This window comes from Kiloniella sp. (assembly GCF_965205715.1).
In the GTDB taxonomy this organism is placed as follows: domain Bacteria; phylum Pseudomonadota; class Alphaproteobacteria; order Kiloniellales; family Kiloniellaceae; genus Kiloniella.
This window is the reverse complement of record NZ_CBDBHW010000001.1, coordinates 311,439-331,357: the sequence shown is the minus strand read 5'-3', so window position 1 is coordinate 331,357 and position 19,919 is coordinate 311,439. Positions and strand designations below refer to the sequence as shown.

Below are 19,919 nucleotides of genomic sequence, written 5' to 3'. Positions count from 1 at the left end.
TTATGATGCTGCAGGCAACGCACATGTAACTTACCTTAATTGGGCACTTCTCCGCTTTGTTGAGTAGATTTAGGATTTCAAATAGAGCATAGATTGATTATCTGGAATGGATGATTGTCTAATTTTGAGTTTGAAGTATTCGGTATCCTTGATGCCTCTGGCTCGCTTACGGATCATTCCTATACTGACATTACCAGCCTCTATCCTGGCGCTTGTGAGCTTGTGTTTGGCGTAGTTGCAGATGCCCACACAATGTTTCCGTAGGGATTTCGCGAACTTTTTTAGATAGAGCATCTGTGACTGATCTGCTATCAGGCACCAACGTTCCAGTTGCTCCGCCATCGCCTCAAATGAAGCGGCACTCCACAGCAGCTGAAGCTGTTCTTTCAAGACGTAAAGTGCATTCAGGTTGCTATTGCTCTCCAGCAACCTTTGCAGCTTGTCACTTTGTTTTTCACTCAACTTATCCGCATTTTTGAGCAACAGATAATGTGTCCCTTTCATCAACTCTTTACCACTTGGATCGGCCTTTCTGAACTCAAGTCGACGCTGATTATGGATAGCTTTGCTGTAGTTTTTCATGACGTGGAAACGGTCAAATACTATGTCGGCCAACGGCAAGGACTCTCTGACAGCCTTTTGGTAGGCAGGCCCCATATCCATCGCTACGGCCTTTATTTTGCAGGCTGTATCTGGTTGCAGTTGTTTCAAAAACCTTGAAAAAACCTCGGCAGTTCGGCCTGCTTCAACCCAGATCAGATGACCGCCAACCATATCGTAGACCACCGTCATGTAGTCATGACCTTTCGCCCGGGCAACTTCATCTACACCAATATATTCCAAGCCAGTTAGCTCTGCAGGATCAAGCGTAGGGAGAGTTTCAATAAGGTATGCCCTGTCGATATTCTTGACCGTTTCCCATCGTATATCCAAATGTCTGGAAACCGCTTGAATAGACATATGCCGACATAATCCACTGATCAGTCGGCAAAATCGGTGAGTGAAACGGCACCCTTTATCAACAAAATCACACCCCTCAATGCGGCGTTCGCCCTTGTTAATATAAACCTGCGCCAGCTCAATCTTGACCACACAAGGATACCCAAAAAGGGGGATGTCGTTTACTTGTCGGCGGACATGCTGGTTGATGCTTCCCTTCTGGCCTGTAGCAGGGTCTATAGCCCTCCTACGCGCGTCTCGGCTGCAGTGAATGACAATCTTAACACCGCCGTCATCCAGTTTAATTTCATTTACACGTTGCCCTTTGAGGCCTAAAATATGCTGCGAGATGTTGATTGTCATATACCTGCTCTATGTAAAGTTATCAGAAACCATACATATCAACAGGTTACTTGGCGGTCGGCATCTTTTTCTACTCAACAAAGCGGAGAAGAGCCCTTAATTGCAATGCAGGGACGCCTACAGTCTTTTACACCGATAAAGGGGCGCCGATTGCGGCCTATCGTAGCTGTGGCACCACAAGCTCTGTTGTCATCATTGAGAACAACTCCAAAGGCATTGTTGAAGAAGTCGTAACTGGTACAAGGTCGACTGCCCGCAGAGTACACGCCGTACCACAAACCGCATCAACGACTAAAGCCAGGTTCCTCTGGCCTGAATAAAAACATGTTGATAAGGGGCTGCATTATTAGCGTCATCATAATTCCCTTAACCCGGTGCCTTTGAACCATTGTAACCACTCCCGTAATCATGGGCGGAAAGGCAGTTTACAATGAGACAGTCGCGGAGACCGAAGAAGGGAAACGAGACCTACGCCCTTGGTGGTTACAGTTGGCCGACAACCTGTTAGAGCCCGAAGAAGAAGAAGAAGAAGAAGAAGAAGAAAATAGTTCCCAAAACAATTAAACCAACCTTACCCACAGATTAGATCAAAGACCCCCTACTTAATCTAATCGCAGAAAAGCGCGTGTAAACTTTTACAGGCGTTTTTTTGTGCCCTACTTTAAAGCCCCGATAACAAAAAAGGTTGCCAGCAATGCTAGCAACCTTTTTTGATAACCTAGTGTGCCGAAGAAAATCTTCAGCAGAATTTTCGTCCCTATTAGCGGGAGTAGAATTCGATGATCAGGTTTGGTTCCATTTGAACTGGGTATGGAACGTCAGCAAGTGCAGGAACACGTACGAAAGTGGCCTTCATCGCTTTTGAATCAACAGAGAGGTATTCTGGAACTTCACGCTCAACAGAATCTACAGCTTCCAGAACCATTGGGATCTGACGGCTGCTGTCTTTAACTTCGATCACATCGCCTTCTTTAACCATGTAAGAAGGAATGTTTACTTTTTTACCGTTAACAGTCACGTGGCCGTGGTTGACGAACTGACGTGCTGCGAAAACAGTTGGAACGAATTTCGCGCGGTAAACAACAGCTGCCAGACGACATTCGAGAATACCAACAAGGTTCTCACCTGTATCACCTTTACGGCGGTTAGCTTCTGCGAAGTAACGACGGAACTGTTTCTCACCGATATTACCGTAGTAACCTTTGAGCTTCTGTTTGGCCATCAACTGTGTACCAAAGTCAGAAGTCTTACCTTTACGGCGCTGACCGTGCTGGCCTGGGCCGTAATCACGACGGTTTAGTGGGCTCTTTGGGCGACCCCAAAGATTTACGCCAAGACGGCGATTAATTTTGTATTTAGCAGCTACACGCTTGGACATTTCTGATATCCTAATATTTAAAGTTTATTGTCCCGGTAGTTCCAATGAAGGACGGGAAGCAGGCTTTAAGCCGTTCCACTTTCCCAGGAATGCAGGCGCGACTATACGGATGCAGATACAAAAGTCAAACCTATTTCCTGCTGTACAGAGTGCAAACCCGGCGTAAGATGCATCTCGTTACTCTTTACTGCTGATCTGCAGAACTACCCCCTTTAAAAGGTTAAGCCAATGGCAATCCACTTTTCCGAAGAGGAACTGGCCCAACGCCGCCAGCGCACCATCGATGCAATGGTCGAACGCAACCTCGATGGCATGCTAATTTTCCGTCAGGAATCAATGTTTTACCTGACGGGATATGACACCTTTGGTTATGTATTCTTTCAGTGTCTCTATCTAGGGGCTGATGGTAAGATGACATTGCTGACCCGTTCAGCGGATCTCAGACAAGCCAAACATACTTCTATTATCGATGATGTACGGGTATGGGTTGATGGTCCGGACGCAACACCTGAACTGGAACTCCGTAAAATAATTGATGAGCACGGTGGTAAAGAAAAGACGCTTGGAGTCGAACTTGACGCCTATGGCCTGACCGCTCGCAATGGACGTCGTCTTTACGCTTCCCTCGACGGTTTTTGCCGCTTGGAAGATTGCTCTGATCTCATAAGCAAACTTCGGGTGATCAAAAGCCCTGCCGAACTTGGATATGTCCGCAAAGCAGCCGAGCTTGCTGATAATGCCCTAAGGGAAGCAAACGAGCTTTGTGTGCCCGGTGCTTTTGAAGGTGATATTCTTGCGGCCATGCAAGGCGCCATATTTAAAGGCGGCGGAGATTATTCCGGAAATGAATTCATCATCGGATCTGGCAATGATGCTTTGCTCTGCCGATATTTCACTGGAAGGCGTCATCTGGACAACGAAGATCAAATCACCTTGGAATGGGCGGGGGCCTATAGGCACTACCACGCGGCAATGATGCGCACCATTGTTATTGGCACACCAAGCCTGCGCCAAATAGAAATGCACAAGGTTGCCACAGATGCCATGGCTGCTTGTATGGAGACTTTAAAGCCTGGAGCTGCAGTTGGGGATGTCTTTGATGCATATGCCCGTGTTGCTGATGATGCTGGTATGCAAGAACACCGTCTCAATGCCACGGGATACAGTCTGGGAACCACCTTCGCCCCCAATTGGATGGACTGGCCGATGTTCTACCACGATAACCCTGTAATCGTGGAAGAGAACATGGTTTTCTTCCTCCACATGATCCTTATGGATAGCGACAACAACACCGCCATGTGCCCCGGACAAACCGTCGTGGTCACCAAAGACGGTTGCGAGAACCTTTCCAAAATTCCACTGGATTTGGTTTCAAACGGCTAAGGCACAATTAGATAAGGGGCTGTGATTTCAGTCCCTTATCACAGAAATCAAAATTTCCAAGATCGTTACTTCTTCGGCGTTTGAACGCGCGGTCCCAGCCTGAGTGTCTTCACAACACCATGCAACGTATTGACTTCCTGATCAGTCAGGTGAGCCCGCTGAAAAATGTTTCGGAGGTTTCGAACCATGTTCGGGCGCTTTTCCGGCGGCCAAAGGAACCCCGACTCATCCAAAGCAGCCTCAAGGCGTTCGTAAAAGTTCACCAACTCCCCTTTAGTGGCGAGAGGCGAGCTCCCAAGCAAAAGCTCCTGATCGGGAACATCGACGCCGAGCTGATACCATTCATAGGATATCAGCAACACTGCCTGAGCCAGATTTAATGATGAAAATTTGGGGTTAAGCGGGACGGAGATAACCGTGTCCGCCAAAACAACATCATCGTTGTGCAAACCGGCTTTTTCAGGGCCGAACAAGACCCCGACCTTTTGACCTGATTGATCAAAGGCACGCATCTCTTTAGCAGCATGGTGAGGCACAGCCACAGGCTTGGTCATATCCCGGGTTCGGGCGGTTGTTGCATAAACCTTACTTAAGTCAGCAACGGCTTCTTCAGTGGTCTCGAATACCTTGGCGTTTTCAAGAACTTCGATTGCACCAGCAGCAGAAGCTTCCGCAGCTGGATTTGGCCAACCATCCCTGGGCTTAACCAAACGCAATTCTGTCAGGCCGTTATTGAGCATGGCGCGTGTCACCATGCCAATATTTTCACCCAGTTGGGGCTTTACCAGAATGATCGCAGGACCACCGGTTATTGAGCTTTCAGTCGTGGAAGTTTGGGTAGAATCAGTTCCGGCCACAATTTTCTCCGTTTATAAAACCCCAATGCAGGATTAAATTAGGGGTTCTGACCCTATTTACTTTTAGCTTTTTCATGGAACAGTTTCCATGTGATGCCGTCGTTAATCGCATTATAAGAAGCATCAATAATGTTTGGTGATACCCCTACAGTGGTCCAGCGCCGACCAGTTGAATCTCCAGATTCAATCATAACACGGGTGACAGCCCGGGTTCCTTCCTGTGGCGTTAGAATTCTAACCTTATAATCTAACAGCACCATATCTTCCAATTCAGGATAGAATGGCAACAGCGCCTTTCTGAGAGCGCAATCCAGTGCATTAACCGGACCATTCCCTGTCGAGACTTCCATTATGGATTTAGCGCCAACCTCAAGAGTTACCGTCGCTTCTGACTCCGTAACCAGTTGTTGACGCGCATCCCAACGGCGGTCATCCATCACCCGAAAACGCGAGAGAGAGAAATATTTAGGTACCTCGCCAAAAGCCCGACGGGCAAGAAGCTCAAAGCTCGCTTCAGCACCATCGTAAGAATAGCCTTCGTACTCTCTGTCTTTTACCCGTTGCAACAGCCTATTCATCTTACTGCCGTCGCCATCTTCGATGCTGATGTCCATTTCTCTAAACATCGCAACAACATTGGAGCGCCCAGCCTGATCTGAGACCACGATATGACGCCGATTACCTATAAGCTCAGGATCAATATGTTCATAGGTCTTGGGATCCTTCTCAACAGCGGAGACATGTAATCCCCCCTTGTGAGTAAAGGCAGACTGACCGACGTAAGCCGCATTACTAACCGAAGCACGGTTGATCCGTTCATCCAGCATATGAGAAACCGATGTTAAGCGCTTTAATTGCTCATCACTGATACCAATGTCATACGAGGTCTTCAACTTCAGTGAAGGGATAAGCGAGACAAGGTTTGCGTTCCCGCAACGCTCTCCCAGGCCGTTAAGAGTGCCTTGAATTTGACGTGCACCAGCTTTAACAGCAGCGAGAGAATTTGCAACGGCATTTTCAGTATCGTTATGACAGTGAATGCCAATATGAGTTCCTGGAATTTTCTGGGTTACTTCACCAACAATCTGGCGGATTTCATGAGGAAGCGTTCCGCCATTGGTATCACAAAGAACAATCCAGCGCGCCCCTGCCTGATAAGCAGACAATAAGCAGTCCATCGCAAATTTGGGGTTAGCTTTGTACCCATCAAAAAAATGTTCCGCATCGAACATGGCTTCGTTTTTACGGGCTTTCAAAAAAGCGATCGAATCACCGATCATGTCGATATTTTCGGATTGCGGAATATCCAAAGCAACATCCACATGAAAATCCCAAGTCTTCCCTACGATACAGATAGCATCAGCCGCAGAGTTAACCAACGGAGCCAAACCAGGATCATTTTCAGCAGATCTACCTGGACGCCGGGTCATACCAAAAGCAACAAAAGAAGCAGAGTTTAAATTAGGCCGCTCATCAAAAAACGCGTTATCCGTCGGGTTGGCCCCAGGCCACCCTCCCTCAATATAATCAACCCCAATCGTGTCTAAACCCATAGCGATTGCGGTTTTATCCGCTACAGAGAAATCAACACCCTGAGTTTGCTGACCATCGCGTAGAGTGGAGTCAAAAAGAAAGACACGGTTTTCGTTTATGGGGCCTGACGACATTTTATTTCAAGTTTCTTTGTTAAATTATCTTATCCATGCTTTTGAGCATATGGGCAAAGAAAGGTCAACGTCGCTGAGCTAAACCAAAGGGCTTCAACAGCTATCGCCACATATAACAAAACGCGAATAAAAACATAGATCCACAACTATACCAATGTTATACAAGTTCCCTCTTTTTTTATCATTCTGCAAATAAGCATTGAATCTGGGGGGAGTTATTATGACAGATTCCTTTATGTTTCCGACACAAGTTGCTTCAGAGAAACAAGAATTTTCCTGGAGCTGGTTTTTGTTCTCAGCCACAGGAAGAATTTCTCGTTCCGATTATTGGCTCCGCTATTTCCTGCCTAGTATTGGTGTTTACTTTGTATTCTTACTTATCGTTCCAAAAATCGGCCAAGGACACGTGGTAGGAGTTATTACCATTATTTTCATAATTTTTGCTCTCTATATAGCCATTGCTGTATCGATCAAACGTTGGCACGACATAGATAAAAGTGGTTGGTGGATCCTCATCATTTTTGTTCCTGTTATCGGCGGTCTTTGGGCATTAATTGAAAATGGTTTTTTGGTCGGCAATAATGGCCCTAATCGTTTTGGCCCCTCCCGCTTTCCCTCGAAACAGGACTTAAATCTAATATTCTAATAATAGCTTTATATGATGTTTCGTGATAAAAGCCCGTAGGATAGACATGCTCCTACGGGCTTTTTGATGGAACATAATTTGATGCCAGATATCTTACCTGCTCTCCCCCTTCTCATTCCCTTTATATTGGCAGGCGTTGCGCTCAACTTAACACCCGGGTGTTCAGCGACAATAACCTTGGCCGGTTGCGACAACCACCTTGGCCGGTGGATCTGATCATTAAAAAGGGCGTGCCCGTTTGATAATCAGATCCACCGGCCAAGGCTTAATTTGGTGTTAGTTACAAGCTGCTGTGAGTTGATAAATTAGGAACCTCTAGATGTAATTGGAGGAACCTGTTTGCCGTATAAATTTATCACAGATGAACAACTGAGACTTTACATGACAGATAGAAAAACTCATGGTCAACGAACCGCCGCTGCCCGCGCAGGGTTTAGCGAACGCACGGCCCGCCGATTTGACGTTGATGCGACTTTACCGTCACAACGCAATATAAAGCGAGGGCGAACAGTTTCTGATCCGCTTGAAGATATCTGGGATAAGGACATCCTTCCCATTTTGGATAAAGACAACTCGGTCAAACCCATTACTTTGTTGCGCCACATACAGAGCCTCTATCCGCTCCGTTTTCCCGATGACCGTGTCAAGCGCACGTTAGAGCGCCGAGTTCGGGGATGGCGGGCTCTGAATGGCCCTGAAAAGGATATCATTTTCAGGCAAACACCTGAGCCGGGTTACATGGGCCAATCAGATTTCACGGATGCAGCCGACTTAAGTATTACCATTGCAGGAGATCCTTTGGTGCATCGGCTCTATCATTTTGTTCTGGTATATAGCCGATGGGAACATGTTGGGGTCGTACTTGGCGGTGAGAGTTTTACAGCCCTTGCGGAGAACTTACAAAATGCGCTTTGGTCCTTGGGGGGCGCTCCTGAAAACCACCGGACCGACAGCCTGTCTGCGGCCTTTCGGAATTTGAGCGTTGAGGAAAAGGAGGACATTACCAAACGTTATTCTGCTTTTGTTGAGCACTACGGTATGGAGGCCAGTCGAAATAACAGAGGGGAATCACACGAGAACGGTGCCATTGAATCTCACCACGGTCACCTTAAGACTGCGATAAAGCAGGCCCTGATTTTGCGTGGCAGTAATGACTTTGACACTTTGGATGAGTATCGGCGATTTTTGGACGAGCTGATTGCTAGACGGAACAAACATCGTGACCAAGATATCCAAACAGAGTTGAAATCTCTCAAGGCGTTACCTCCTCGGCGAACAACAGATTACACTGAAGTCGTGTCGAGAGTTACCAAAACAAGTGGTTTTTTAGTTAAGCAGGTTTTTTATAGCGCCCCTTCTCGCCTAATTGGTCAACGCTTGCGTGTCCATATTTACGATAACCGGATAGAAGCCTATCTAGGCAGCACTCATGTCGTCAGCCATTCTCGTGAGCGGGGGCACGGCAAAGGCCCCCGCATTCATGTTATCAATTATCATCACGTCATTCATGCTCTCAAACGTAAACCTCAGGCACTCGCCAATTCTATTTATCGTGACAGTATTTTTCCAAGAACCGAGTACTCCCTGGCCTGGACATTGTTTCAGAAAAAGTTGTCCCGCAGAGATGCGTGTCGTCAGATGGTTGGGATACTTTTCCTTGCGCACGAAGAGGCTTGTGAGGCCGAAGTCGCGCACCTGATTTCGAGAGAAATCAATGCAGGAAGGCTACCTTGCGCAAAAAAACTTAAGCTGAATATCACAAAAAAGAACACGGATTTACCTCCTGATATTCCCGTGGTTCAACCTTCATTATCAGTCTTTGATACTCTGTTGGAGGATCGGGCATGACAAACATTGAAGTGGATCAGCACAAGCTGCCTCTTATGCTAACTGACTTACGATTACCCAGCTTTCACAAACACTGGCAAGATATCGCAATCCAATCCGACAAGGAGGGCTGGTCAGCAGCCAGGTTCCTTGCCGTTTTGGCCGAATATGAATTGGCCGAAAGGGACACGCGACGCATTCAACGCCATCTCAACGCATCAAACCTGCTGGGCGGAAAAACTCTGGCCACTTTTAACTTCAAGCGGCTGCCTAACGTGAAAAAGGCGCAGGTCGAAGCCTTGTCTGCCGGTGACTGGATTGACGCAAGAGCAAATCTGATTGCCATTGGAAATTCAGGGGGAGGAAAAACTCATCTCCTATGCGCCGTAGGTTATGCTCTTATAGAGGCTGGATACCGTGTGCTCTATACGCAAACCAGTGATCTGGTGCAAAAACTCCAGGCTGCCAGACGTGAACTTATGCTCGAAAACGCCCTCGCAAAACTCGATAAATTTGATCTCATCATTCTCGATGATATTACCTATGCACAAAGGGATATATCTGAAACATCCGTGCTCTTTGAATTGATCGCCAGACGATATGAGTACCGAAGTATTGCAATTGCTGCCAATCAACCTTTTAGCGGATGGGACAATATTTTTCAAGATAAGGCCATGACCGTTGCAGCAATCGATCGTCTTGTTCACCACTCAACCATTCTTGAGATGAATATCGACAGCTACAGACAATGGGAAGCCGCCCAAAATCTCAAAAAAATGTTGCGGAAAACCACAAACAAAAAGGTGAAAAATATGCCTGAAGCATCGTAAATAAACGTCAGATCACAGCCGCATCAAAAGCGGCCAAGGTGGTTGACGCAACCGGACAAAGTGGTTGACGCTCTACACCCGGGGTTGATATGGCATACGTTCTGGCCAAGACGACCGATCAGGGAAGAAGAGCAGGTTTACTTGCCGCTTTAGGCATCAGCTTGGGCTCTTTGGTGCACGTGATGTTATCTGCCCTAGGTATCTCAGCATTGCTCGCCACGTCTCAATCCGCCTTCCTTGTCCTTAAGATCGCCGGGGCTCTTTATCTACTTTATATCGCCTTTAAAATTTTAACGAGCAAAGCCAGCACAACAGAAATTCATGAAGGTAATCAGCCCAGGAAAACTCAGGCTTTTAAAATTATTATGGAAGGGGCAACAACAAATCTGCTCAATCCCAAAATTGGTCTGTTCATGCTTGCCTTCCTTCCTCAGTTCGTTGATGCCGCACCGCAAGACGTTGTCTGGCAAACGCTTGCTCTAGGCCTCTTATTCAATATAAATGGATACATCGTTTTTGTTGCCTTGATCTGTCTAACAGCGCTGGCCGCTACGAAAATTAAAGCAAGCGCCCGTATCAAGAAGTTCTTGCGTTGGATAACCGCGACCATCCTTGGCGGAATGGCAATACGCATCGTTTTTACCAATAATTAGGCAGGTATTTGTTCCTGACATCTGGCGTGTAAAACCGTAATTAAGCCCTAATTTACCGGGCACATATTTCCCGAGATATGACTCCTCTATGAAGGCATAAAATCCTAGCTCCTTAACCTGAACTTAAAGATCAATAACTTAAAAAAATTGGCACGAAAAATGCTGTTATTAGGCTAGCTCTTCACAAAGGGAAAAGCCTATGCATATAAACCTATTCAAACACATTGGGGCCACCAACAAACCCCAACACGCAATCTACCAACGGCCACACCAGACCGCGCCGAGTACGGCAGGGGCTACGACCTCTGAACCAAAAGATACTGTCACCCTCTCCCCCGAGGGCATGAAAGCCATACATGTCGATCATAAGTCACACCATCAGGCCGTCCGTGCCCGGGTTCACGACAACAAAATAAATTCATTGGAAAAGTGGGTCGATAAGGCAGCATCCAAAACAGAAGCTAATGATGGGAACATCCCTTTCGGGATGGAGTGGAAACTGAATTACATTTCAACCCGAATAGATAAAGCTCTGACATCAAATATCGACGAGAATGGCAAGGCCATAAATCTGACGGATGCGCAGCAAGAAAAATTGAATCTGATAAATGACAAGATCAACAGTTTGCTTAGCCCGGCAAGTATCCCGGCAGCTATAGATGAGAATGCTGCCGTTGTGTCTGATCCGATAGGAGATAGTTCTGCTCTCGCTGCACCAACAGAGGAGAGCGAGCCCCCAACAACCGCAACAGTTGTTCCTGCTGAAGAAACTACCCCTACTGAGGCTCCTGACACGACAGTAGCTCTCGCCGATCCAGAAACAATCCTCGATATTCTAGAGGAAAATCAGGAAGCCGTTATTGAGGAGACCGTGTGATCAAAACTGAAGTATAGGTAATCTAGCAATGAAAAAGGGCTAAGTTAAAACTCAGCCCTTCATAAAATAAGTGGTGCAGACCGGATTATTTACGGCGCCAAGTCGTGCCCGTCGGGCTATCAAGAAGTTCAATCCCTTGAGAAGCCAACTCGTCCCTTATCGCGTCAGCACGGGCAAAGTCTTTTGCCTTCTTGACTTCAATCCGTTCTGCGATTAGGGCTTCGATATCCTGACCATCATCGCCCTCGCCTTTAAACCAAACTTCGGGGTCGGCTTGCAGAATACCAAGTAGATATCCACCAGCAAGAAGTTGGCCTTTTAAACGCCCAAGGGCTTTTCTGTGACTTTTGCGATCATCACCGGTTTTGTTCAACTCGGTTGTGATCTCATGCAAAACAGAAAGAGCCAAGGGCGTGTTCAAATCATCTTTGAGCGCCTCAAGGAAAGTCTCGGAAGCTTCGTTGGTATTGGCTTCAATTTTCTCTACGGATTGCAAGGCTCCATAAAAACGGTCGAGTTGGCCTTTAAACTCAGCAACCTTTTCACGGGTCACGTCCAGCGGCTGGCGATAGTGACCAGACAAAAGGGTGAGACGCAGTGCTTCGCCGTTCAGCCCCTCGTCAAGCAACTGACGTACGGTAAAGAAGTTACCCAAAGATTTGGACATCTTCTCGCCATTGACCACAACGTAGCCGTTGTGCATCCAGTAGTTCACATATGGCTTTTCATTGCAGCATTTGGATTGCGCAATCTCATTTTCGTGGTGCGGGAATGTTAAATCCAGCCCTCCGCCATGAAGATCAAAAGTCTCACCAAGATGTACACGTGACATCGCGGAACATTCGATGTGCCAGCCTGGACGCCCTTTGCCCCACGGGCTTTCCCAACCAGGCTGATCATCATTGCTCGGCTTCCAAAGAACAAAATCAGCCGGGTCTTTTTTATACGGCGCCACTTCAACCCGTGCACCGGCAATCATGTCTTCGCGGTTACGTCGGGATAGTTCACCATAATCGGCCATTGATGATACTGAGAACAGGACGTGACCTTCAGCTTCGTAAGCGTGCCCCTTCTTGATCAGATCAGCACTCATGTCGATCATCTCTTGAATATGATCCGTCGCGCGTGGCTCGATATTCGGCTCCAGTGCACCCAAGGCTGCCATGTCATCGTGATAGGCTTGGGTGGTTCGCTTGGTGATGCTCTCGATTGGCTCACCGGATTTCAAAGATGCTTCTATAATTTTGTCTTCAACATCTGTGATATTGCGCACATAGGTTACGTGTTCGTCACCATAGACATAGCGCAGGAGACGGGCAAACGTATCGAACACCACCACAGGGCGGGCATTACCAATATGGGCCAGATCATAAACCGTCGGTCCACAGACATACATGCGCACATTCTTAGGGTCGATGGGTACGAACTCCTGCTTTTCACGCGCAAGTGTGTTGTGGACTTTAATCGTCATTGTCTTATCCCAGAATCTATCGGTACAAATTATCTATCGGTTTAATTTTAGTTTTACTCATTTTGAAAGAGGCTCACTGTAAGCCTCTTTCAAAATTAATCGAGTATTAATTTAGGCAGCTTGCCCTTTAAGGCGCGCTTCAGCTCGAGCTCGACCGATAACTGGCAGTAACTGTGCCAATTCTGGGCCATGCTGCTGACCAGTTAAGGCCTTGCGAAGCGGCATAAAGAGTTGCTTGCCTTTGCGACCTGTTTCAGATTTGAGAACAGAAGTAAGTTCTTTCCAAGTTCCCTGATCCCAGGTTCCTTCTGGCAAATGCTCAGCAGCCAGCGTCAGGAACTCAGCATCTTCGTCTGCAATATCAGGCGTGACCTCACCCCGGCAGATATCGTACCAGGATTGTGTGTCAGAAAGCTTCTCAAGGTTCGGGCGAACAACGTCCCATAACTCTTCATCAAAGCCATCTTGAAGGCGTGATTTAATAGAAGAAAAGTCTGCTTCGTGAAGAACTTTTGCATTCAAGTGGCCAAGTTCAACTGGATCAAAACGCGGTGTCGCACGGCCAAAACGGGCGATATCAAAAAGCTCTGTCAAAGCAGCTGGTGTCTGACGCACTTCGATCGGATCAGGTGTACCCAAACGGGCCAAGTAGCTGTTAAGGGCCATAGGCTCGAGACCTTCTTCTTCACGAAGAGATCCCAAACTCAGACTACCCAAGCGTTTGGAGAGGCCGGAACCGTCTGCTCCAACCATGAGGGAAATGTGGGCAAATTCTGGAACTTTTCCACCCAAGGCTTCGAAAAGCTGAACTTGTACAGCCGTGTTGGAAACATGATCTTCTCCACGAAGAACGTGCGTTACTTCCAACTCAATATCATCAACGCAAGAAGTCAGGGTATAAAGCGGACGACCATCTTCACGGATCAGAACAGGGTCTGTGAGATGCTGACCTTCAAAATGCGCCTCACCTCTGACAAGATCTACCCAATCGATATCAGCGTGGTTAAGCTTGAAACGCCAATGAGCTTTGCGGCCTTCGGCCTCATACTTTGCAATATCTTCAGGTGTAAGTCTGAGAGCTTCACGATCATAAATCGGTGGACGTCCAGCTTGGAGAGCAATTTTACGCTTAAGGCTCAGCTCATCTGATGTTTCGTAACAAGGGTACAGACGACCATCGGCCTTGAGCTTTTCAGTGGCCAGATCATAACGATCCATGCGGTGGGATTGAACTGCAAACTCGTCCCATTCCAAGCCCAGCCATTTCAAATCGGTTTGAATGGATTGAGCAAATTCGTCCGTAGAACGCTCCGTATCCGTATCATCCATACGCAATAGGAAACAACCGCCAGCCTTTTTGGCCATCAGCCAGTTCAATACGGCAATACGGGCATTACCGGCGTGCAAACGGCCGGTTGGACTTGGTGCAAAGCGAACTTTCATGGAACTCGTCTTTTTCTTCTATTATCTATTGGTTAGACCACGAAATGCATTCGTAATCGGATATCGTCTATCACGGGCAAGGTCACGTATGGTGACACGCACACCCGGTGCTGACTGTCGTCGTTTATATTCAGCAAGGTCTAACATACGCCAGACCCGACGAACAGTACTCTCGTCATATCCACGCGCAAGAATATCCACAAGCGGTAATTCCTCTTCGATCAAACACTCAAGAATACCATCGAGAACATCGTATTCTGGCAAGCTGTCCTGATCGGTTTGATCTGGTTTTAGTTCTGCTGATGGTGGTTTGGTAATGATCCGTTCCGGCATCACTGCGCCATCAGGCCCCAAAGCATCATGGGGTTTATTTTCATTACGCCAGCGCGACAGGGCAAAGACTTTGGTCTTATAGACATCCTTAAGGGCATTATAGCCCCCACACATATCTCCATACAGGGTCGCATAGCCAACGGACATTTCCGATTTATTACCGGTAGAGAGCACCATAAAGCCTAGCTTGTTCGAGATCGCCATCAGGGTCAGGCCACGGGAACGCGCTTGAATGTTTTCTTCAGTGGTATCAGCCTCGGTCCCGGCCATAACAGGCGCCAGCATTTCTTCAAAGGCTTTCATCGCAGGGCCAATGGAAATGGAATCGTACTTCACGCCAAGCAGTTCTGTCGCCAGCTCGGCGTCCTCAAGGCTCTCTTTAGATGTATAGGGTGATGGCATCATCACGCAACGAACCCGATCGGCCCCGATCGCGTCAACGGCAATCGCAGCTGATAGACCAGAATCAATGCCCCCGGACATCCCGATGACAATTCCTGGGAAACGGTTCTTGCGAATATAGTCCCGTACACCGAGGACGAGAGCTCTGTAGATTGCTGCCAATTCATCTTCCGGTGCAACCTTCTCAGTAGGCTGACAGGACCAGGTCCCACCATCTCCCTTGGACCATTCCGTCACCATGAAATGCTCATCGAACATTGGAGCTTGAGCTTGCAGGCTACAATCTGCATTGAGGACAAAAGAAGCGCCATCAAAGACGATATCATCCTGCCCCCCAACCATATTTAAATAGGCCAGTGGTAGATCACATTCTTTGATCCGTTCGATCGCCAAGTGCTGGCGCGTATCTGTCTTGCCAGCGTTGAACTGGGATCCGTTTATCCCGATCAACATTTCAGCCCCGGCCTCGGCCAGGGTTTCACAAACATCAGAATCCCACATATCTTCACAGATAAAGACACCAATCCGGACACCGCGGAAAGAGAACGGGCCTGTTAGCGCCCCTTGCTTGAACACCCTCTTTTCATCAAAAACGCTGTAGTCACAAAGAAAGTGCTTCCCCTTCCAACCAACGAGACTTCCTCCATCAAGCAGTACAGCTGCGTTATAGATTTCAGACCCCGCCGTGGTGAAGGCTTTTTTAAAAGGATTTTCCTGAAGCTTTACATCTGGCATAGGCGCCCCGACCAAAACACCAGGACCGCCATCGCCTGTTTCAGCCATGAGCGCACGAAGCTCAGCCTGAGCTTCCAACAAAAGTTCTGGCTTAAGCACAAGATCTTCCGGAGGATAACCAACAAGGCTTAACTCTGGCGTCACGAGCAAGTCAGCACCTGCATCGGCAGCTTGCTGGCGCGCTTTACGAATAAGATCAGCGTTCCCACGGATATCGCCGACTGTTGGGTTCATCTGCGCAAAGGCAATGGTCAGTTTTTCGGTCATATCAGCTTCTTACCTTTATACCACTATGGCGGCAAGCATGAAGCTATTGTTTGACCAACAACCTCACGCTTGTACTCTCATTGAGTATAAGTAAGCTGAAAAGGACTTCCTTTCAAGATACAAAGTCCCAGCACCTTATATTAACTGCCGACAGCTAATCTACTTTCTAACCGAGACATAAGTCGGTCGAGATCAACATGGTCCTGTTTTGATAATTTTGGACCGGGAGCACGAGTCGCCGCACAAGAAATTGCTCCCCGCCGACGCAAGATTTCTTTTCGAACTGCCAGTCCATAGCCTGGCTGTTGCTCATGTCGAACGAGAGGCAGATAGAGATCAAACAGATCTTCTGCCTTATCAATCTCCCCAGAATGGTAGAGATCACAGACTTGCACCAGCATCTCAGGATAAGCAAAACCAGTCATTGCCCCATCAGCGCCTCTTCCCAATTCCTGGGGCAGATATAATCCACCATTTCCACAGAGAATACTGACCTTACGATGATTGTTTTTCTCGGCACTATTTCGTATTTGCGTGAGTTTACTCAGGCCTGGCCAATCTTCATGTTTGAGCATCACCAGCTGATCAAAGGCATCAACCATACTGTGGAAACACTCAACAGAGATATTTACCCCTGTGACCAGTGGGAAATCCTGATAACAAAGCGGCACGTCCAAGCCCAGAGCTTCACAAACCGACTCATAATAGTTAAATAGCGCTGTCTCTGTTTTTTGAGCAGCAAAGGGCGCCACCATTACCCCTGCAGCTCCCAACTCCATTCCGCTATGTGCTAAGTTAACGAGATTGTCCATTCCCGCATTACTCACCCCAACGATGACCGGCACCTGACCGTTCACCCGGGCAAAAACCCGTTTCATCACCGCTTTAGATTCTTCTGGGTTTAATTTAGGCGCTTCGCCCATCATCCCCAAAATAGTAATACCGCTAACACCCTTCTCCAGATAAAAATCAATCAAGCGATCAATGCTTTCCAGATCCAGAGCCCCATCTTCCTTGAAGGGCGTGGCTGAAATAATAAATACGCCTCGGGTTTCTTCTGTAAGTCGGTAACTTGTGAATTTAGTATCAGACATAATAATTAAACCCTCAAAGTATTTTGGCGTTGAAATTCGAGTTCTCATCAACTTCAGGGACAAGATTTCCTGTCGGCTGGGCTGATGAAGCCCGTGCACGCCTTAGATATTCTCCAGAGCCTCGCTCGACCATCAGACTATTGTCTTCGACGACAATCCGCCCTCGACTAAGAACAATTTCCGGCCAACCGGTTACCTCTTTCCCCTCATACGGGGTGTAATCCATATTGTCGTGCAGCATGTCGATTGAAATAGTGACCTGCTTTTCAGGATCCCAAATAGCAAGATCAGCATCTGATCCCACTTCGATCGTGCCTTTTCGTGGATACATCCCGTAAATTTTTGCGGGGTTGGTCGCCGTGACTTCCACAAAGCGATGAATATCCATTCGCTCACCAACAACGCCTGCTGAGAACAGCAATGGCATGCGAACCTCTAAACCAGGAACACCGTTGGCAATTTGTTTAAAATTTGGATTTGGCCCGGCTGATAATTTCCCGGTAGCATCAAAACGATAAGGCGCATGATCTGAAGAAAACACCTGGAAAGAGCCATCGATAAGCCCCTCCCAAATCGCTTCTTGAGCACTCTCATCTCGCGGCGGAGGACTACAACAGAACTTGGCACCGATCATGCCTTCTTTGTCCAAGTCTTTGGCGGTCAGGAAAAGGTACTGTGGGCAGGTTTCAGCCATGACCTTAAGCCCTCGCGCTTGAGAGCGACGGATTTCATTCAGAGCTTCTTCAGAAGATACATGGACAATAAACAACGGCGTGTCGACGAGCTCAGCCAAAGCAATCGCCCGGTGAGTTGCTTCACTTTCAGCAATGCGTGAATGGCTGACAGCATGATATTTGGGGTTGCCACATCCTTGATCTAACAAACGCTCACTTAGCCAGCGGATGACATCATGATTTTCTGCATGAACCATCACCAATGCTTCTTCACGGCGCGCCGTTGCAAGAACTTCGAGGATCTCATAGTCATCAAGCTTCAAGGCATCGTAGGTCATGTAAATCTTGAAAGAGGAAATTCCATCTTCGATCATGGCAGGGAGTTCCTGCCCCATCACAGCGTCGGTTGGATCAGAAATGATTAAGTGGAAGGCATAATCAATAACCGCTTTGGGTTCGGCACAAGCCATATAATCATCGACGACGGCACGTAAGCTTTGCCCACGATGTTGAGCTGCAAAAGGGATAATCGTTGTGGTTCCGCCAAAAGCCGCAGAAACAGACGCACTGTAAAAATCATCCGAGGTCATGATACCCGATGAAGACATCTGCTCCACATGGCAATGCGCATCGATACCACCAGGAAGTATCAGTTTTCCCTGCGCATCTATTTCACGCTTACCGGCTTCCAAGTTGGTACCAAGAGCCGCAATCCGATCGTCCAGAATACCAATATCCTGACACACTCGATCTGTTGCGGTTACTGTTTCCCCATTTCGGATGACCAAATCAAAAGCCGGCATTCCCTGCTTCTCCCTATAATTTCACTGTGTTTTTATCGAATTAAATTGCCATTGGAATTCCATTGGTATACCAATGGTGCACCGATTCTACAACACATGATTATTTTTGCAGCTGGAAGGCATCTACTTTGACAAGCAGACAGACACATATTTCAGTCGAAAGCTTAGCCGACCAGACCTATTCACGGCTCACAAACATGCTTCTTTCCGGTGAACTCCCGGATGGTAGCCCAATCATGGAACGTCGCCTCGCTGAACAGCTGGAGGTATCACGCACTCCTGTAAGAGAAGCGATTAACAGACTGGAAACTGAAGGCCTGCTGGAACGTAAGGGCGGGCGTATGCTTGTACGGAAAGTTGATCTGAAAGAGTTTCTTGAAGTTCTTCACATTAGAAAATTACTGGAGTGTGATGCCGCAAAAAATGCTGTCGGTCGAATTTCTCAAGAATTATTGGACGCGCTCAAGAACAGGACCCAAAGCCTACTGGATAAAACCACAGTAAGTTCTGATGACCACCGAACAACGGATGATTTTTTCCACACCAGCATTGCCCATTCCTGCGGAAACAAACTCCTCGCCAAGACGATAACCGACTTGCGCCGAAGAACAGCTATGTTTGACCACGACAGATTGCCAGCAAGATTAAAACCCGGTTGTGAGGAGCACCTTGATGTTATCATCGCATTAGAGAATGATGACGGTGAAAGCGCTGCACAGGCAATGGCACGCCATATAGATAACGTGAAAAAAAGCATCCTTGATCATTGGGGCATTGGATGATGGCCCAGGACACATCCCCCCTTTCGATCTTGGTAATCAATCCCAACTCCTCCCAGACAGTGACAAAAGGAATTGAACGAGGAATTGAGAGCCTTAAAAGTCTGTTTAATGCCAACATCAATTGCATTCAGATTGATAACGCGCCTGAAGCAATTGAGACCAAAGAACATATAACTGAAATAGAACCCCTGATTAGCCAGGTTATTAAAGAATCAAATGCAGATGCCTATGTGATCGCTTGTTTTAGCGACCCTGGCGTATCCATCCTTCGTCAATCAGGACTGTCTAATATTTTTGGCATCGCCGAGTGCGGCATACTTACAGCAGCAGGCCAACCCGGGCCAATTGGTATTATCTCAATTCTACCCGCTTCAATTCCACGTCATGCCCTGCAAGTCTCTGCTATTGGATTAGAATCAAGATTGGCGGGTGACCTCGCCTTAAACCTTGGTGTTCTAGAGTTAGAAAACGGCACTTCTCCGCTTTGTTGAGTAG

At 47.5% G+C, this 19,919-nt stretch carries 17 protein-coding genes and 1 pseudogene; 9 read left to right on the top strand and 9 right to left on the bottom strand.

Annotated features, from left to right (window positions below):
- Positions 1 to 69 precede the first annotated feature (69 nt).
- Positions 70 to 1,302 carry an ISL3 family transposase gene (locus ACOGW3_RS01660; protein WP_419901356.1) on the bottom strand — a complete coding sequence of 411 codons (1,233 nt, stop codon included), beginning with the start codon at positions 1,300 to 1,302 and terminating at the stop codon, positions 70 to 72.
- 408 nt (positions 1,303 to 1,710) lie between these two features.
- On the opposite strand from ACOGW3_RS01660, the gene ACOGW3_RS01655 reads away from it, so the two are divergent.
- Entirely contained in the window at positions 1,711 to 1,866 is a 156-nt protein-coding gene (locus ACOGW3_RS01655; RefSeq protein WP_419901355.1) for a hypothetical protein, read from the top strand.
- Between the two features lie 196 nt (positions 1,867 to 2,062).
- Here the strand turns inward: ACOGW3_RS01655 and rpsD are convergent, their stop codons facing one another.
- A complete protein-coding gene (gene rpsD, locus ACOGW3_RS01650) occupies positions 2,063 to 2,680 on the bottom strand; it encodes a 30S ribosomal protein S4 (RefSeq protein ID WP_419901354.1) in 618 nt (205 codons plus the stop codon).
- Positions 2,681 to 2,908: 228 nt separating this feature from the next.
- Here rpsD and ACOGW3_RS01645 point away from each other — a divergent pair, with 228 nt between their 5' ends.
- Positions 2,909 to 4,063 carry a M24 family metallopeptidase gene (locus ACOGW3_RS01645; protein ID WP_419901353.1) on the top strand — a complete coding sequence of 385 codons (1,155 nt, stop codon included), beginning with the start codon at positions 2,909 to 2,911 and terminating at the stop codon, positions 4,061 to 4,063.
- A 65-nt stretch (positions 4,064 to 4,128) separates the two neighbouring features.
- Here the strand turns inward: ACOGW3_RS01645 and ACOGW3_RS01640 are convergent, their stop codons facing one another.
- On the bottom strand, positions 4,129 to 4,920 hold the full coding sequence (locus tag ACOGW3_RS01640; protein ID WP_419901352.1) for an RNA methyltransferase: 792 nt from the start codon (positions 4,918 to 4,920) through the stop codon (positions 4,129 to 4,131).
- Positions 4,921 to 4,973: 53 nt separating this feature from the next.
- A complete protein-coding gene (gene cimA, locus ACOGW3_RS01635) occupies positions 4,974 to 6,587 on the bottom strand; it encodes a citramalate synthase (protein ID WP_419901351.1) in 1,614 nt (537 codons plus the stop codon).
- A gap of 220 nt (positions 6,588 to 6,807) precedes the next feature.
- On the opposite strand from cimA, the gene ACOGW3_RS01630 reads away from it, so the two are divergent.
- From ACOGW3_RS01630 to ACOGW3_RS01610, 5 genes and pseudogenes are all read left to right on the top strand, one after another.
- Positions 6,808 to 7,233, top strand: a complete 426-nt coding sequence (locus ACOGW3_RS01630; RefSeq protein WP_419901350.1) for a DUF805 domain-containing protein — start codon at positions 6,808 to 6,810, stop codon at positions 7,231 to 7,233.
- Between the two features lie 339 nt (positions 7,234 to 7,572).
- Complete coding sequence (istA, locus tag ACOGW3_RS01625; protein WP_419901087.1) at positions 7,573 to 9,081, top strand: IS21 family transposase; 1,509 nt, start codon at positions 7,573 to 7,575, stop codon at positions 9,079 to 9,081.
- Positions 9,078 to 9,890, top strand: coding sequence for an IS21-like element helper ATPase IstB (gene istB, locus ACOGW3_RS01620; RefSeq protein WP_419901088.1), 813 nt, complete (start codon positions 9,078 to 9,080; stop codon positions 9,888 to 9,890). Before istA ends, istB begins: the two co-directional genes overlap by 4 nt.
- Before the next feature lie 86 nt (positions 9,891 to 9,976).
- Positions 9,977 to 10,543, top strand: a pseudogene (locus tag ACOGW3_RS01615) (LysE family translocator); the annotation flags it as partial.
- Positions 10,544 to 10,742: 199 nt separating this feature from the next.
- Entirely contained in the window at positions 10,743 to 11,420 is a 678-nt protein-coding gene (locus tag ACOGW3_RS01610; protein WP_419901349.1) for a hypothetical protein, read from the top strand.
- An 85-nt stretch (positions 11,421 to 11,505) separates the two neighbouring features.
- On the opposite strand, the gene cysS is transcribed toward ACOGW3_RS01610, so the two are convergent.
- The 5 genes from cysS to hydA form a co-directional block, all read right to left on the bottom strand.
- On the bottom strand, positions 11,506 to 12,891 hold the full coding sequence (cysS, locus tag ACOGW3_RS01605) for a cysteine--tRNA ligase (protein ID WP_419901348.1): 1,386 nt from the start codon (positions 12,889 to 12,891) through the stop codon (positions 11,506 to 11,508).
- Between the two features lie 111 nt (positions 12,892 to 13,002).
- Positions 13,003 to 14,334: a glutamate--tRNA ligase gene (gltX, locus tag ACOGW3_RS01600; protein ID WP_419901347.1), complete on the bottom strand. Its 1,332-nt coding sequence runs from the start codon at positions 14,332 to 14,334 to the stop codon at positions 13,003 to 13,005.
- Between the two features lie 21 nt (positions 14,335 to 14,355).
- Positions 14,356 to 16,071 carry an NAD+ synthase gene (locus ACOGW3_RS01595; protein ID WP_419901346.1) on the bottom strand — a complete coding sequence of 572 codons (1,716 nt, stop codon included), beginning with the start codon at positions 16,069 to 16,071 and terminating at the stop codon, positions 14,356 to 14,358.
- Between the two features lie 140 nt (positions 16,072 to 16,211).
- A complete protein-coding gene (locus tag ACOGW3_RS01590) occupies positions 16,212 to 17,165 on the bottom strand; it encodes a dihydrodipicolinate synthase family protein (protein WP_419901345.1) in 954 nt (317 codons plus the stop codon).
- Between the two features lie 13 nt (positions 17,166 to 17,178).
- A complete protein-coding gene (gene hydA / locus ACOGW3_RS01585; protein ID WP_419901344.1) occupies positions 17,179 to 18,642 on the bottom strand; it encodes a dihydropyrimidinase in 1,464 nt (487 codons plus the stop codon).
- Positions 18,643 to 18,770: 128 nt separating this feature from the next.
- On the opposite strand from hydA, the gene ACOGW3_RS01580 reads away from it, so the two are divergent.
- The gene (locus ACOGW3_RS01580) at positions 18,771 to 19,424 is read left to right on the top strand and encodes a GntR family transcriptional regulator (RefSeq protein ID WP_419901343.1); all 654 of its coding nucleotides are present in this window, start codon (positions 18,771 to 18,773) and stop codon (positions 19,422 to 19,424) included.
- Positions 19,421 to 19,915, top strand: coding sequence for an aspartate/glutamate racemase family protein (locus ACOGW3_RS01575; protein WP_419901342.1), 495 nt, complete (start codon positions 19,421 to 19,423; stop codon positions 19,913 to 19,915). Before ACOGW3_RS01580 ends, ACOGW3_RS01575 begins: the two co-directional genes overlap by 4 nt.
- Positions 19,916 to 19,919 lie beyond the last annotated feature (4 nt).